Raw genomic sequence first — 15,726 nt, forward strand, 5'->3', positions numbered from 1 at the left:
GTAAAAACACTGTACAAGTGGAATGTCTAGTTTTGTTGAGACGAATTAATAGAGTCCATAAATATTATATTTGAATTATGGCAAAAAAGTATGATAATGATTTTAAAGTAATGCTAGTAGAGCTTTTAAAATCAGGAAGAAAAGCAAAATCTCTTAGTGAAGAATACGGTGTTAATGACGGAGTCATAAGACGTTGGAAACGTGAGTATGAAGCTAAATCTGGAGATTTCTCTAAGAAACGTGAGTTATCGGTAGAAGCGCAAGAATTAAAAGCACTAAAGAAAGAACTTAGAGAGGTTAAGTTAGAACGCGATATATTAAAAAAGGCAGTGAGCATCTTCTCCAAGAGCGACAAATGAGATATAAATTCATTTTAAAAAATGTAAGTGTATATCCTGTTGAGAAGATGTATAAATGTATGAAAGTTAGCAAAAATGCTTATTACTATTGGTTAAAACACAAGGATGTAATAAAAATACTACCCTCTAAGGTTTTACTCAAAGAGAGAATTAAATTTCATTTCGAACAAAGTAGAGAAATTTACGGAAGCTATCGTATTCAAAAAATGTTGGAAAGAGAAGGTTTAGTTTATGCACGTTCTTACATTGGGCTAATAATGAAAGAACTAGGACTAAAAAGTATTCTAAAAAGGAAATATGTAGCAACTACTAATTCCAATCATAATTTATCGATTACTAAAAACGAATTAGATAGAAATTTTACAAGTTTAAAATTAGGAGAAAAATGGGTTTCTGATATTACTTATATACGTGTAAATGATCATTGGAATTATTTAACAACAATAATAGATTTAGCAGATAAAAGGGTAGTTGGATGGTCTTTAAGTAAAGATATGACCACTAAAAATACAATAATGAAGGCGTGGAATTTAGCAAGTAATAATAGAGCTATTACAAATAAGTTTATCTTTCATTCAGACAGAGGAGTGCAGTATGCTTCTAATAAAATAACTAACTTATTTTCTTTTAATAGAAAAATAACACAGAGTATGAGTAGAAAGGGAAACTGTTGGGATAATGCAGTAGCTGAATCCTTTTTTAAGACAATTAAGCACGAATGGTTATACCGTTTTAAATATAGTTCTTACAAACAATTATTCAGCAGTATTGAAGATTACATAAATTGGTATAATAACGAAAGACTTCACTCTAGCCTAGGGTATATTTCCCCTTTAGAAATGGAAGTCAAAATAAGAATGGGGGTTAACAAAGCGGCTTGATCAAATTAGTCCCAAATTTATTAGGTAGTCCAGAACAATAAATAATCCTTGTAAATTGATTGCAAAACTGAAAGATAAAAATGCAGAAAAAGAAGTTAATATTTTAACTGAATTGAATATAAATTAAAGTTGCTAACAATCGCTATAAGTACTTGCTACTTCTCGACTACTTATGAAAATCCTCGCGGATTTTCAATCCTAAGTTTTTTCTTAGAAAATTTATTCCTAAATTCACGCAAAAACTAATAGCCGAGAACGTTAGCAACAAGCCACAGCAAACCCTAAATCCGAATGAGTAAAATCACTTCCCACATACTTAATATTGATAAAACAATTTGTAAGAACATTGAGAAATTTGATGACGATGAAAGAGGGTTATTATCCCAAAATATTTTGTCTCAACTTAGGAACTTTGTTGAACATATTTCTTTAAAAGTTTTTGAAGATGCACAACAAACAGAGTTAAATAATAGCTATGAAAATATCCAAAATGCTATTGAGTATATAAAAGCCAGAGGAGACTTAAAGTTTTTATCAAGATTTCATAAACTCTTACAAATTACAGCTTCACATTATACTCTAAACGAAGAAAGTTCAGAAAGATTAATACTAAAATACTTTGAGTACCTTATTAAAATAAAGTCATTTCTTTACAAGACATATAATTTAGATGCCCTTTACAATCTAAAAGATTTTCCAATCCAAACTGATTCTAACCTAAAAGAATATTATGAAAAAATTTCTTCATTAATTAAACAGCCTGAAGAAAATCGTAAAAAAACTAATTACAAAGACAGATATTATATTCAAAAAGTAAAACCTTTTTTTGTAGAAAATGAAATATTCTATGAAGTAACTTTTCGAAGAGCCAATGATTATACAAGCAAATTTGACAGAATAATTGCTTTTACCAAGCTTGAAATACTTGGAAATTATGCAGTGAAACTATCAATAAGTACTGACTATATAGATATTTTAGATAAAAAAATGCCTATTCAAATCATTGATAGTTGGGACGTTTCAATTCGCCCTTGTGAAATAGATAATTTTGCGAAAATTTTTGGTGTAAAATCTAAAATTAGTAGTGGTAAGGAATCTTATGAACTAATGAAATATTTAACATCATCCGGATTAAATTTAGTAGAGGTTATTAGTTTAAATGATTGGTATTATGAATACGTAAAAAAGACGGTTACTGAAAAATCGAAAGCTTCTCGAATATTCCAATTACTGGATAAATGTAGAGAAATGGGTAAAACTAAAAGTGATGGTCATAATCTGCTTAGATATTTACTACTTAAGCTTAATAATAAAATAATTAAAAAACAGTACACTAATTCACCTTGTCATTTATTATCAAATCTAAATTTAGAGTTTGGGTCTATTCCTTTTGACCAAATGCCATTCAATTCGGCATTAATTAATCACAACCCTAAACTGAGTGACCTTTTCTCATCTATCGATACTGAAGGCAGAAAACACGAAATATTAGCAAGACATATAAAAAACAATACGGAACAAAAAGGACAATTATTTACTGCTATCAATGAAATTGAAAACTTTGATAATATTGAAGAACTTATAAGTCAATGGAATGATAATCTATATTGGAAACATAAAAATAGAGAAATAGAAAGTTTTAAAAAAAGTGTATTCATCAAAGGCTATGAAGCAGATACTTTTAACATCATAAACAAGCTAAAAGAAATATCATCTGCGGGAATTAAAAATTATAAAAACTCAATAGAATCTTGGCTTAATTCAACTGCTTATAAAATTGATTGTGAAGAAAAAGAAACTGCTCTTAAAAACTTATTCGAAAGTTCAAAAGTAGCTTTGATTTATGGGGCAGCTGGAACTGGTAAATCAACTATGATTAATCATATTTCAAACTTTTTTGACAAAGAAAGTAAGTTATATTTAGCAAATACTAATCCTGCAGTTGATAATTTAAAACGTAATATAAAGGTTGCAAATTGTAATTTTAAAACTATAACCAAATTTACTTGGAGTAAAGAAACTGAATACGATATTTTAATTATAGATGAGTGCAGTACAGTAAGTAATTCTGATATGCTTAAAATACTTAACAAAGCAAAATTCAGGTTGCTTATTCTTGTTGGAGACGTATTTCAAATAGAATCAATACTTTTTGGAAATTGGTTCAGTCTAATAAAGTCTTTTATTCCAAAATCTTCAGTATTTGAATTGGAAAAACCTTATAGAAGTAATAATCCAGATTTATTAAGACTTTGGGAAAGAGTAAGAAACATTGATGATAACATTCTAGAAACTTTAACGAAAAACGAATATTCTAAAACACTTGATAATTCAATTTTTCAAAATGCAGAAGAAGACGAAATAATACTTTGTTTAAATTATGATGGTCTTTATGGCATAAACAATATAAATTCATTTTTACAAAGCAGTAATTCTAATCAAGCATTTGTTTGGGGTACTCAAACTTACAAAGTGGAAGACCCAATAATTTTCAACGAATCAGGTCGCTTTTCACCTCTAATTTATAACAATCTAAAAGGTAAAATATCAGGAATTAAATTACTTGACGAACAAATTCAATTTGATATTGAAGTTAATCTAGCACTTAATGAATTCGACACAGAATCGTATGATTTTGAACTCTTAGATGATTCTGAAAATGGGAATTCCGTAATTCGATTCACTGTCGACAAGTACAAAAGCACTGATGATGACGATGATGATTCTAGTAATATTATTCCTTTTCAAGTAGCTTATGCAGTTTCTATACATAAAGCACAAGGGTTAGAATATAACTCTGTAAAAATTGTGATAACAGATGAAGTAGAAGAGATGATTTCTCATAATATTTTTTACACAGCAATTACACGAGCAAAAGAAAATTTAAAAATTTATTGGACACCCGAATCTGAAAAGAAAATTATAGAAAGTTTTAAAACTAAGTTTAACAAAAAGGACTATGCTTTACTTAAAACGAAGAACAGTCTTTAATTAATATGAAAAAGGCCAGTTGCTAACACCGGTAACCGTTGCACAAGCCTATAATTTTACGAAAATAGATATAAAACCAAGCTCTTTTTAGGGCTTTTGTTTTTTTTAGGAGACCTTCAAAAACTAAAATAGAATGAGCTCAAAACCAACCGCTGTTTGGTAAGTTTCCCCTTTTTCGAACTGATTATTAATCCAAATATATGAATTTTACGTTTTAAAACAGGGTTGACATCTTTCATTATATTTTTTTATGTCAATCCTGTTTTAAAATGCGCCCAGCGGCAGCGACACAATGTTGTTTCGCATACGGGATTGGAGCCATATCTCCCAAAGCATCATGCGGTCTAAAATTATTGTAATCGTGCATCCATATCTGGGTTTGCTCTCTGACTTGATGAATATTTTCAAAAATATATTTATTTAAAACTCCTCATCTATATGAACCGTTAAAACGTTCTATAAAAGCATTTTGTGTGGGCTTTCCTGGTTCTATATATTTAAAATCAATTTCATGCATGGCACTCCAGGTAGCAGTTAAATTGGCTATAAATTCCGGACCATTATCCATACGTATCTTTTGTGGTTTACCTTTGCGTTTTAGCAGATGATTTAAAACGTAAACTATTCTATTACTAGGTAACGAAAAATCTGCTTCTATATGTAAAGCCTCTCTGTTAAAATCATCTATGATAGTAAAACCTCAGGTAGAATACATCAAATAAATATGGCAGTAGAAAGAATAAATAGAATAAAAGAAGTACTAGTAATTCAAGGAAAATCACAAGTGTGGATTGCGGAAGAATTAGGGAAAAGTACGACTTCTGTAACGGCTTTTTGCAATAATAAATCACAACCACATTTAAAGGATTTAAAAAGAATTGCAGAAATACTAGATATAGATATCAGAGAGCTTTTAGTTTCTACAAAATGATTGTTTTAGAATTTCTAAAATCTGAATTTAAAAGCCATAACTAAGAGTTTATCAACAAAACTGATGGGAGAGAAGGGGTTGATTTCTTAATTGGAGAAAACCAATTATACCTATGCAATTCCAGAATTAAGCGGATATTCATTAGATAATATGATTAACGAATTAAAAGGTTAAAGTTTTATATTATGTTAAATAGAAGTTACTACTTAAAAAAAGCGGCATCAGAAAAATTTGGTCAAAACAATAGGTGGAATGAGCGTACATATTTTAGAGGGTTAGCAATGCACATTCTTAATATTGAGTGTTTTATATTTAACTCAAAACAATTTTAATGAGTTACAATGTTTTCTAAAATATAGCAAATGAACCGTGATTGTTTCCAAAGTTTTCTGAAGCCTTGAATTTTTGTTTAGCTCACGACATTTATATTTTTTTAAGTGTTCGTGAATCTCTGAAAGTCGATTTCTTTTGTTTCAAGACACTATTTTAAATAATTAATTGAGTATTAGTTTTTAAAATACCTAATAGCGCAGAATGAAAAAAAAGTTCATTTTTAGTTACCATGTTAGCAAGGGTATAGAAATTTTAAAGCATGGATTTGAGCTAGGCAAAATTTTATACTCTTGCGGAAACCTTAACGAGAACATCCTAAAAAAATTGTAACGGATATTTTCTTAAATACACGAATCTCAGATAAGAACTTAATGTAAGCTTTTATGCGGTTGGCAAGCGTTGGTAAATTGTGTTTAAAAATAAAAGCTTTTTCAGCTTTAAGTTTTAAAAAGCAATACGATCGATTTTGGCAAGAGGAAATTTTACATAACGGCTAATTATAGATACAAATGTGTGTTCGAATGTTTCTTGAGAATCGCGTATTTAAAAAAAATTGAATAATTGTACAGAATATTAAAATTAAACGAAAAAAAAAGCCAAACAAGAATGTTTAATGCCTCAAGCGCTATAGTTTATTGTGCGTTCCAGGCTTTCTGGGATATTTTATAGAGAATTATAGCTATCAAATAAACTTAGAAGTTAATTAGCCGTAATTTCTTTTAACATAATTATTGTAGATATAGACCTAAAGGCACTATATCTACAATTATGTGTAAATAGCCAGAAAGACGGCTATACAGAAATTACTACATATTTAAACTATAATGTACTGCGTTATGTTACTTTGCTTTGGAAAAAAGCGTTAGCAAAACAAAATTTTACTTCAATTTTTTTTACTCAAAAGTTTATTGAAAATGTAATGGAATACTCTTTACCCGAAATGACAATAGGAGAGTAGGGGAATGTGTATGGAATGGCTTGGATTAATCCATTATTTAATAATTAACTCTTTTTTTAAAATCAATAATTTCGTCTTTCAATTTCTTATTAGCATTTTCTATCAATTCATTTTGGAGTTTCATAATTTTTAATAAATCATGTACAGCATTTAGATTATCAAGTTGAATATGAACTATTTCCTCTAATTGTGCTTTAGTATATTTTTTATAGCTCATTTGTTCTGTTTTTTAGGTTAAATATCCCGATTATAAGAACAAATATATCATAATTCGGATAAAATAAAAACTAATTGTTTAGAAAATCAGAATAAACGGTCATATTTTTTAGATTTATAATCTAAAAAACGGACAAAAATGACTGATTTAGGACTATATTTATCAAGAAAATCTGTAAACAGGTCTGATGTATCTCGAAAGACCGGAATTAGTAAAACTAGATTGAGTGAGTTGTCTAATAATAAGAGAACAAAGCTCAGAGCAAATGAATTATATCTAATAGCTTTAGCTATTGATGTAGAGCCTTGTGATGTATTTAAAGAAGTTTGTAAAAAACTTAAATTAAAGGAAGAAAATTAATTTTTTAAAATCATAAAATTGAAATTAAAAAATAAAATAAAGGCTGTTGATTTCTTTTGCGGAGGAGGAGGAATGAGTTATGGTATGCAGAAATCTGGTATTCAAGTTTTAGCAGGAATTGATTATGAGGAAAATTGTAGAGCTACTTATGAAGCTAATATTAAAAAAGCAAAATTTATTAAAGCTGACGTTTTCGAATTAAAAGAGACTGATTTAGAAAAAGCTTTGAAACTTAAGCGTAATGATGACGAACTATTACTTATAGGTTGTAGCCCTTGTCAATTTTGGAGTATTATAAATACCGATAAGAAAAAATCTCAAAAATCTAAAAACTTACTAGTAGAGTTCGAAAGATTTGTTAAGTATTTTAACCCTGGTTATGTTGTAGTTGAAAATGTTCCTGGTGTTCTTCGCAAAAAAGGAGAAAGCGGTTTAGAAACTTTTATAAATTGGTTAGAGGAAAATAAATATACTGTTCATTTTAAAGTTCATAATACTTCTGAATATGGAGTTCCTCAAAATAGAAAGAGGTTTACTTTAATTGCAAATAGAATCTCTAATAATGAATTAGAGCCTGTAAAAGTAAATAAAAAATTGACCGTAAGAGATGTCATTGGAGTGGATAATGGCTATCCACAAATAAAAGCTGGTCATAGGGATAAAACAGATTTTAATCATTCAGTTCCAAATGTTAGTGAATTAACTTTAAGACGTTTGAAAAAGGTAAAAAAAGATGGAGGTAATCGTCTTAGTTTCGCTAATGACCCTGAACTTCAATTAGATTGTTTTATTGGAAGAGATAATTCTTTCAAGGATACTTTTGGAAGATTATGGTGGGATAAACCATCTCCAACAATTACAACAAAATTTTTTAGTGTTTCTAATGGTCGTTTTGTACATCCAGAAGAGAATAGAGCTTTATCAATTAGAGAAGGAGCAACTTTACAATCTTTTCCTAAAGATTATAAATTTATAGGAACAAGTATAGGAAGTATAGCTCGTTTAATAGGAAATGCAGTGCCTCCGGAATATGCAAAAAGAGTAGGACAAGCAATAATACAAAATCATAAAAATGCAATTTAGAACCAAAGCAAGAGCTGTTGATTTATTGGGTAAAGGTCAAATTGCAGATTTACCAACCGCTATAACTGAGTTATGGAAAAATGGTTATGATGCTTATGCTGACAACCTAACTGCTGAAATATATTTAGATACCTATAAAGATGTTAAGTCTCCTTTGTTTGTAATGACAGATGATGGAAAAGGAATGTCTAGAAATGATATTTTTGAAAAATGGTTAGTTCTTGGTACGGATTCTAAAAGTAGAGCTACTTTAGAAGAACAAGAAAGTGAAGAAACTCTTTGGAAAAAACCTAGAATCAAAGCGGGTGAAAAAGGAATAGGACGATTATCTGTAGCATTCCTAGGAAATCCTATGTTGATGCTTACTAAAAAGCAAGGACATCCTTTACAGGCTGTTTTTTTTGATTGGAGGTTATTAGAAAATTATAATCTTTTTTTAGATGATGTTGATATACCTGTTGAAAACATAGAAAATGTTAATGATTTTTCTTTTAAGTTTGATAAATTAAAAGAATCTTTTCTTAAAAATTTTGATAAAGAAAAAGATATAGATGATAATTATATTTGGGAAGAAAAACAATTAGGGTTAAGAAGAGATATTGAAAATTCAGTAATAAATTCACAAATTCCAAGTTTTTTATTGGATAAGTTACTAAATGGTTTTTTAGATATAGAAAATAGTCACGGAACAAAGTTTATTGTATTTGAACCCTTAGACCAAATAATAGATATAACAAAAAATGATGATGACGGTTTAGATGATAGACAGTTTGTAGCATCTAGTCTTGCAGGATTTACTAATGAGTTTGTTGAAAATAATAAAATTGTTAATACAGCAATACCAATATTTAAAGAAGTCAATGCAGAATATGATTTTTTAACCGTATTTGGACAATTCTTTACTTCTGAAGATTTTAATTATGCTGATGTTGTAATAGAAGGTGTTTTTAATGGGGAAGGTTCTTTTAATGGGACATTAAAATTATATGATGAATTAATAAATTATTCTTATACAAATCCTAGAAAAAAAGATAGAAGAAGTTTCTATGGAAATTTTCCTATTAAAGTTGGAGTTTCACAAGGTAAAGAAAGTGAATCTAAACTTGAATCTAATGCTTGGAAAAGGATTAGTGATAAAGTTAAGGCAAATGGAGGGTTATATATTTACAGAGATAATTTTAGAGTTTTACCTTACGGAAGAACTGATTTTGATTTTTTAGGTTTTGAAAAAAGAAGAGCATTAAGAGCTAGTTCTTATTTCTCGCATAGAAGAATGTTCGGGTACATTGAACTTTCAAGAAATGTAAATAATAAGCTAAACGATAAGTCAAGTAGGGAAGGATTAATAAATAATTCAGCATATAGAACATTTAAGAATGATTTAGAGTCATTTTTTATAGAGTTAGCACAAGAGTTTTTAGGAACGGATGCCAGAGAGTCAATATTTTTAGATAAAAAGACCAAAATAAAAGAAGAAAGTGAAGCTATAAAAAAAGACAATAAAAGAGCTATTGAAGAAAAAAAAGCTTTTTCACGTTCTTTAAAAGATTGTCCTGAAAACTTAAAAAAATATCAAGAAGAGTATCTAACTATTTTAAATGAATTAGAAGAAAAAACAAATGCAACTAATGTATTGTATTCTGATATTGAAGACTTATTAGATAGACTTCATACGCTTGATATAGAATTTAAAAATTTAATACCCAAAATACCAAAACGATATAAACCTACTGACACTCAATTAGACCGTTTAAACAAATATGAAGATAAAATAGTTACATTTAATAATACTATCAAAAAAGATAGTATTCAACTAATGACAAAAGTTAAAGAAAAACTGGAAGTCAAAGAATTGAAAATGGAGTTTTCTAAAAATTATCAAAAGTTTAATGGAGTTTTAGAAAAGATAATTACAGAGAATAGAAATCAATTAAAATCAAAATATGATTCTATATTAAAAGATTTCTCTTTTCGTTCAAGAAGAATTGTTGATGATTTAAATTTTAATAAAGATAAAATTGTTAATTCTATAGATTCAAAAGAAAGTGTTTTAATTGAATCTGAAAAGTTAAGTTCTAAATTTGAATTTCTTAGAGAACAGATAAATAAAGAGCTTACACCATTAGTAGAACATTTAAGTAAGTTAAGTTTTGATATTGATGAAGAGTTAGTACAAGGAGCTTATAAAGCAGAATATGAAACAATAAAATACAAATGGGAACAAACTAGAGAAACAGCTCAATTAGGTGTTGCTGTTGAAATTATAGACCACGAATTCAATCAACTATATGCCAAAATAAATAACTCTATTTCAAAGCTTAGCAGTGAAAATCTTTTTACTGATGTTGAGCAATTTCAATTTCTAACTCAAAATTTCAAGCAGTTAGAAGATAAATATGATTTATTATCTCCTTTGTATAGAATATCTGGTGTCGTTCCTAAAAAAGTAACTGGTTTAGATATTTATAGTTATTTAATAAAATTCTTTGATAGAAGAATTAAGGATTACCAAATTAAATTTCAAACTACAACAGAGTTTAATAATTATAGTTTGAATATTAAAGAGCCTGTTATACACACAGTATTTATAAATATAATAAACAATGCTATCTATTGGATGCGTAATAAAAACGACAGGCAAATATTGTTAGATTTTAAAGAAGATACAAATGAAATAGTTATTTGTAATTCAGGATTAAAAATAGAAAATCATAGGTTAGATAAAATATTTGATATGTTTTACTCTAATCGTCCAAACGGTAGAGGTATAGGTTTATACCTCTCAAAACAAAGTCTAAATGAAAGTAATTTAGATATATATGCTACAAATGAAAAAGAATACAATGTGCTTAACGGTGCTTGTTTTGTTATAAAATCAATATTATAATATGACTTTAAATCAGAAAACCAAAGAAATAATTCTAGATTCAATAAAGTCTGCTATTTTTATTGATGAGAAAGCCTTAGAGCCATATAAAGCAAAACCCAAAGACCCTTATCCAGAAGTTGATTTATCTATTAATCTTCTTAAAAAATTTAAAGAAAAAGGTATTTCACTAGCAGTTCATAAATTTACTCCTAATGACCTTCAAAATGAAGAGCGTCTAAAATATTTTTTTAAAAGAAGAGATTTAGTATTACTTGATTGGAGACTTGAAGGTAATGATGGAGAAGAACATTCTTTAAATCTATTATCTAAAATTGTTAAAGAAAAACATATTCATTTTTGTTCAATTTTCACTTCTGAACTGAATATGAATGAAATTATTGATAATGTTTCAACTTATTTTTCAGGATATAATTTAGGGTATTATCAAAATATAATTGATGAGTTAGATATTTATAGAGATGATAATTTGGCTACTTTTAATCAAATATCATTTAATGATGAAAAGGCCAATGCGCGTCTTTATGGTAATTTTTATAAAATAGATAATAATTTACCTCAATTAATAAAAGATTGTACTGGCTTGTTAAATTTTGGAGAAGCTCTTATTCAAGTATCCTACGCTTTTTCTAATTTACATAAATCATTAGAAGCTAACCCTAAATTATCTCATATAAATAGAACAAATTTCAGTCTTAATATTAATAATACCATTATAACTATTATTCCTAAATCTGAAAATAGTGCAATTAAGATTTTGAACAGATTAGTAGACCAAGTAAGGAAGTCCGAAAATAATCTTTCTCAATTATTAGGTTTAGATATGCAAAATAGTTTTACTAATAATGCTTCTTTTATTGATGAAAATTTATTGAATACTAGTATTGATACTTTAATGTATCACCGGAAGCAACTAAAGATTCATAATTTGGATTTAGAATTTAATAATTTTATAAAATCAATATTATTAGAACATTCAAAATTAAAATTAGAAGACTCAGATTTAAAGATTCTTGAAGAAGAATTTCTAAATAAAATATCAAAGCAAAATTATAAAGTTTCTAATTCTGAAATAGCAGTATTAAATGCATTTTATAATGGTACTGTTTTAAAAGAAAAGAAATTATTGAATTTTGGAGATATATTCAAAGGAGAAAATACTACTTACTATTTATGTATAACAGCACTTTGTGATTGTATACTACACAATGGTGAAAGCAATATAGACTTTAATTACTATTTTGTAAAGGGAAACTCTATTCCTTTGGAAGAAGGTATAAAAAAAGGTGATGGAGGTTTTATTTCTTATATAGATTCTAAAACTTGTATTTTGTGGGGGCAAGAATATGTTAAACCAAAACAATATTTTGTTGAAAATCCTTTACTAGTAGATAATAAAATAAGAATAGAGTTTAGAAATAAACAAAAAGTTTTAGTCCAAGAAGACATTGAATATGTGTTTACTCTAAAACAAAATTATGCCCAAAGGATAACAAATCATAGTTTTAATCATCCTATAAGAGTAGGAGTTGATTTTGTTAAAGTTAATAAGTAAGCTATTGTGATTACTTTAGAATTCCTAAAATCAAAACTAAAAAGCCATAATCTAGAATTAACCGCCAAACCAGATGGGAGTGAAGGGGTTGGTTTTTTAATAGGAAACAACCAAATATATCTACAACCACTAAATTTAGATACTGTAAAACAAAGTATTAAAATTGCAAAGCAAGATTTAGGAGAACTCAACGATAACTTGTTTATCGCTTTAGTTTTAATCATAGAAAAACAACCTAGAGTTGTGTATTTAATTCCATCTAGACAATTACAAAAAACCAATAGTAACTTTTTCATAGATAATGAAGTAAGTTTATTACCCAGTTTATCCAATTGGGAGATAAGAATATCTAGTAAAGCCATACAAGAATTAGAAAAGTATGCTTTAGAAAATATGATTAGTAAACTAAAGGCTTAGTTATATAGTATTATGTTAAATAGAATCTAAATACTTAAACGGCCTCCGAAATTTTTGGCTAAAACAATAGGTGAAATGAGCGTCCATATTTTAGAGTTTTAGCAATACATATTATTGATTATATTGGACTACCTAATAAATTTGGGACTAATTTGATCAAGCCGCTTTGTTAAAATTCATTCTTATTTTGACTTCCATTTCTAAAGGGGAAATATACCCTAGGCTAGAGTGAAGTCTTTCGTTATTATACCAATTTATGTAATCTTCAATACTGCTGAATAATTGTTTATAAGAACTATATTTAAAACGGTATAACCATTCGTGCTTAATTGTCTTAAAAAAGGATTCAGCTACAGCATTATCCCAACAGTTTCCCTTTCTACTCATACTCTGTGTTATTTTTCTATTAAAAGAAAATAAGTTAGTTATACCAATTAAACTTTAATTTAAGTTAAATTTATTATCTTTAAGGTATGGGAAGACTGACTCAAATCCGTATTAGAGAAGATTTAGACACATTAGAATCGTACAAACAAAAAGTAACCAATTTTAAGAGTTCACAAAAGCTTAAAGTTTTGTTTTTAATTAGCTCAGGAGGTTATAAAACATTAGGTCCAATAGCTAGTATCCTTTCTATCAATTATAGTACTCTTCATAGATGGTTGAAGATATATAGAGAAAAAGGAATAGATTATTACCTAAGTCCAGACAAACGTAATAGATCCTCAAAAATAATTACTCCTGCTATTCACAAGGAGTTACAGAATCTGTTGAACCAAGAAAGAGTTCAATTCAATGGTTATAAAGATGTTCAAAAGTGGTTAGAAGTAAATCACGGTGTTAAGATTGAATATCAATGGCTTTGGAAATACTTAAAAACTAAATTAGGTACTACTCTTAAAGTTCCAAGAAAAAGTAACGTTAAGAAAGATAAAGATGCTTCGGCTGAATTTTTTAAAACTTCCTGATAGGTTTAATTCGATTAGAGATAGTCTAAATAAGAATAATAGATTTGATAGCGTCAATTTATATTTTCAAGATGAATCTCGATTTGGTCTGAAGACCTTTGTAGGTAAATGTCTATCGTTAGTAGGATTAAAACCAGTAGTGTCTTACCAACATAAATTTTCTAATACTTACCTGTGGGGTAGCTATTCTCCTATAAATGGAGATAGTTTTGTGTGGGAAATTAATGGAGTAGATTCAAAAATATTTGAAGCCTATTTAGCGGCTTTTTCTCTACATAATCCTAACGAATATAAAATTGTAGTTATAGATAATGCCGCTTTTCATTCCTCAAAAAATATTAATGTGCCTGATAATATTTTTCTCTTGAGAATACCTCCGTACACACCAGAACTTAATCCCTGTGAACAAATATGGCAATATATCAAGTATCGTTTTAGAAATAAGTATTTTCAAAATATGACAGAATTAAAACAATGGTTATATCAAATTGTAAATCAAATGGACAATGAACTTATAAAATCAATTGTAGCTGATTATAGATACAAAGAAATATTTATAACGCATTTTAAAGTTTAAATCGTATTATTTTATTAGAAGCATACTGCACTCCTCTGTCTGAATGAAAGATAAACTTATTTGTAATAGCTCTATTATTACTTGCTAAATTCCACGCCTTCATTATTGTGTTTTCAGTGGTCATATCTTTACTTAAAGACCATCCAACTACCCTTTTATCTGCTAAATCTATTATTGTTGTTAAATAATTCCAATGATCATTTACACGTATATAAGTAATATCAGAAACCCATTTTTCTCCTAATTTTAAACTTGTAAAATTTCTATCTAATTCGTTTTTAGCAATCGATAAATTATGATTGGAATTAGTAGTTGCTACATATTTCCTTTTTAGAATACTTTTTAGTCCTAGTTCTTTCATTAGTAGCCCAACGTAAGAACGTGCATAAACTAAACCTTCTCTTTCCAACATTTTTTGAATACGATAGCTTCCGTAAATTTCTCTACTTTGTTCGAAATGAAATTTAATTCTCTTTTTGAGTAAAACCTTAGAGGGTAGTATTTTTATTACATCCTTGTGTTTTAACCAATAGTAATAAGCATTTTTGCTAACTTTCATACATTTATACATCTTCTCAACAGGATATACACTTACATTTTTTAAAATGAATTTATATCTCATTTGTCGCTCTTGGAGAAGATGCTCACTGCCTTTTTTAATATATCGCGTTCTAACTTAACCTCTCTAAGTTCTTTCTTTAGTGCTTTTAATTCTTGCGCTTCTACCGATAACTCACGTTTCTTAGAGAAATCTCCAGATTTAGCTTCATACTCACGTTTCCAACGTCTTATGACTCCGTCATTAACACCGTATTCTTCACTAAGAGATTTTGCTTTTCTTCCTGATTTTAAAAGCTCTACTAACATTACTTTAAAATCATTATCATACTTTTTTGCCATAATTCAAATATAATATTTATGGACTCTATTAATTCGTCTCAACAAATGTAGACATTCCATATTAAGTTTAATACTAGTTAAAAACAAACTTAACGAGTTACAATCCATTCTAAAATATAGCGAATGAACCGTAATTGTTTCCAAAAATATCTGAAGCCTTGAATTTTTGTTTAGCTCACGACATTTATATTTTTTTAAGTGTTCGTGAATCTCTGAAAGTCGATTTCTTTTGTTTCAAGACACTATTTTAAAGAATTGATTGAGTATCAATTTTTAAAATACCTAATAGCGCAAGAATGAAAAAAGTTA

Annotated in this window: 11 protein-coding genes and 3 pseudogenes; 10 read left to right on the forward strand and 4 right to left on the reverse strand. The window is 28.0% G+C overall.

The features are described from left to right. Window positions 1–77 precede the first annotated feature (77 nt). Together MARIT_RS07575 and MARIT_RS07580 are read left to right on the forward strand one after the other, a co-directional pair. Window positions 78–1,240, forward strand: a protein-coding gene (locus tag MARIT_RS07575; RefSeq protein WP_100211185.1) for an IS3 family transposase whose coding sequence is annotated in 2 segments (ribosomal slippage) — window positions 78–318 and window positions 318–1,240 — 1,164 coding nt in all. Because the reading frame shifts where the segments join, the coding sequence is not laid out codon by codon here. 291 nt (window positions 1,241–1,531) lie between these two features. Then, window positions 1,532–4,231 (forward strand): ATP-dependent DNA helicase, encoded by a 2,700-nt coding sequence (locus MARIT_RS07580; protein WP_100211186.1) that lies wholly within the window; start codon window positions 1,532–1,534, stop codon window positions 4,229–4,231. Between the two features lie 253 nt (window positions 4,232–4,484). On the opposite strand, the pseudogene MARIT_RS07585 reads toward MARIT_RS07580, so the two are convergent. Further along, window positions 4,485–4,928, reverse strand: a pseudogene (locus MARIT_RS07585) (integrase core domain-containing protein); the annotation flags it as partial. A 27-nt stretch (window positions 4,929–4,955) separates the two neighbouring features. Between MARIT_RS07585 and MARIT_RS07590 the strand changes: the two are divergent. Next, a complete protein-coding gene (locus tag MARIT_RS07590) occupies window positions 4,956–5,162 on the forward strand; it encodes a helix-turn-helix domain-containing protein (protein ID WP_100211187.1) in 207 nt (68 codons plus the stop codon). 1,328 nt (window positions 5,163–6,490) lie between these two features. On the opposite strand, the gene MARIT_RS07595 is transcribed toward MARIT_RS07590, so the two are convergent. Beyond that, the gene (locus MARIT_RS07595; RefSeq protein WP_100211188.1) at window positions 6,491–6,670 is read right to left on the reverse strand and encodes a hypothetical protein; all 180 of its coding nucleotides are present in this window, start codon (window positions 6,668–6,670) and stop codon (window positions 6,491–6,493) included. A 138-nt stretch (window positions 6,671–6,808) separates the two neighbouring features. Between MARIT_RS07595 and MARIT_RS07600 the strand changes: the two genes are divergently transcribed. From MARIT_RS07600 to MARIT_RS07620, 5 genes are read left to right on the forward strand one after another with little or no spacing between them, the layout of a single operon-like run. Then, window positions 6,809–7,030 carry a helix-turn-helix domain-containing protein gene (locus MARIT_RS07600; RefSeq protein ID WP_100211189.1) on the forward strand — a complete coding sequence of 74 codons (222 nt, stop codon included), beginning with the start codon at window positions 6,809–6,811 and terminating at the stop codon, window positions 7,028–7,030. Between the two features lie 18 nt (window positions 7,031–7,048). Continuing rightward, window positions 7,049–8,113, forward strand: coding sequence for a DNA cytosine methyltransferase (locus MARIT_RS07605; RefSeq protein ID WP_197706287.1), 1,065 nt, complete (start codon window positions 7,049–7,051; stop codon window positions 8,111–8,113). Then, window positions 8,103–11,000 carry an ATP-binding protein gene (locus MARIT_RS07610; RefSeq protein ID WP_100211191.1) on the forward strand — a complete coding sequence of 966 codons (2,898 nt, stop codon included), beginning with the start codon at window positions 8,103–8,105 and terminating at the stop codon, window positions 10,998–11,000. Before MARIT_RS07605 ends, MARIT_RS07610 begins: the two co-directional genes overlap by 11 nt. Before the next feature lies 1 nt (window position 11,001). Next, window positions 11,002–12,555: a response regulator receiver domain gene (locus MARIT_RS07615; RefSeq protein WP_100211192.1), complete on the forward strand. Its 1,554-nt coding sequence runs from the start codon at window positions 11,002–11,004 to the stop codon at window positions 12,553–12,555. 6 nt (window positions 12,556–12,561) lie between these two features. Continuing rightward, entirely contained in the window at window positions 12,562–12,972 is a 411-nt protein-coding gene (locus MARIT_RS07620) for a hypothetical protein (RefSeq protein WP_100211193.1), read from the forward strand. A gap of 156 nt (window positions 12,973–13,128) precedes the next feature. Here MARIT_RS07620 and MARIT_RS07625 read toward each other — a convergent pair. Beyond that, window positions 13,129–13,401: pseudogene (locus MARIT_RS07625) on the reverse strand (transposase); the annotation flags it as partial. 44 nt (window positions 13,402–13,445) lie between these two features. Between MARIT_RS07625 and MARIT_RS07630 the strand changes: the two are divergent. Together MARIT_RS07630 and MARIT_RS07635 are read left to right on the forward strand one after the other, a co-directional pair. Beyond that, a complete protein-coding gene (locus MARIT_RS07630) occupies window positions 13,446–13,940 on the forward strand; it encodes a helix-turn-helix domain-containing protein (RefSeq protein ID WP_024742594.1) in 495 nt (164 codons plus the stop codon). After that, window positions 13,909–14,517, forward strand: coding sequence for an IS630 family transposase (locus MARIT_RS07635; RefSeq protein WP_100211083.1), 609 nt, complete (start codon window positions 13,909–13,911; stop codon window positions 14,515–14,517). Before MARIT_RS07630 ends, MARIT_RS07635 begins: the two co-directional genes overlap by 32 nt. Before the next feature lie 7 nt (window positions 14,518–14,524). Here MARIT_RS07635 and MARIT_RS07640 read toward each other — a convergent pair. Further along, window positions 14,525–15,417, reverse strand: a pseudogene (locus MARIT_RS07640) (IS3 family transposase); the annotation flags it as partial. Window positions 15,418–15,726 lie beyond the last annotated feature (309 nt).

The organism is Tenacibaculum maritimum NCIMB 2154 (assembly GCF_900119795.1).
GTDB lineage: Bacteria > Bacteroidota > Bacteroidia > Flavobacteriales > Flavobacteriaceae > Polaribacter > Polaribacter maritimus.

Excerpts from the sequence above, each read along its gene's own strand:
- MARIT_RS07635 (WP_100211083.1), top strand. The coding sequence starts at position 13,909 with ATGCTTCGGCTGAATTTTTTAAAACTTCCTGATAGGTTTAATTCGATT.
- MARIT_RS07630 (WP_024742594.1), top strand. The coding sequence starts at position 13,446 with ATGGGAAGACTGACTCAAATCCGTATTAGAGAAGATTTAGACACATTA.
- MARIT_RS07580 (WP_100211186.1), top strand. The coding sequence starts at position 1,532 with ATGAGTAAAATCACTTCCCACATACTTAATATTGATAAAACAATTTGT.
- MARIT_RS07595 (WP_100211188.1), bottom strand. The coding sequence starts at position 6,670 with ATGAGCTATAAAAAATATACTAAAGCACAATTAGAGGAAATAGTTCAT.
- MARIT_RS07610 (WP_100211191.1), top strand. The coding sequence starts at position 8,103 with ATGCAATTTAGAACCAAAGCAAGAGCTGTTGATTTATTGGGTAAAGGT.
- MARIT_RS07615 (WP_100211192.1), top strand. The coding sequence starts at position 11,002 with ATGACTTTAAATCAGAAAACCAAAGAAATAATTCTAGATTCAATAAAG.
- MARIT_RS07600 (WP_100211189.1), top strand. The coding sequence starts at position 6,809 with ATGACTGATTTAGGACTATATTTATCAAGAAAATCTGTAAACAGGTCT.
- MARIT_RS07590 (WP_100211187.1), top strand. The coding sequence starts at position 4,956 with ATGGCAGTAGAAAGAATAAATAGAATAAAAGAAGTACTAGTAATTCAA.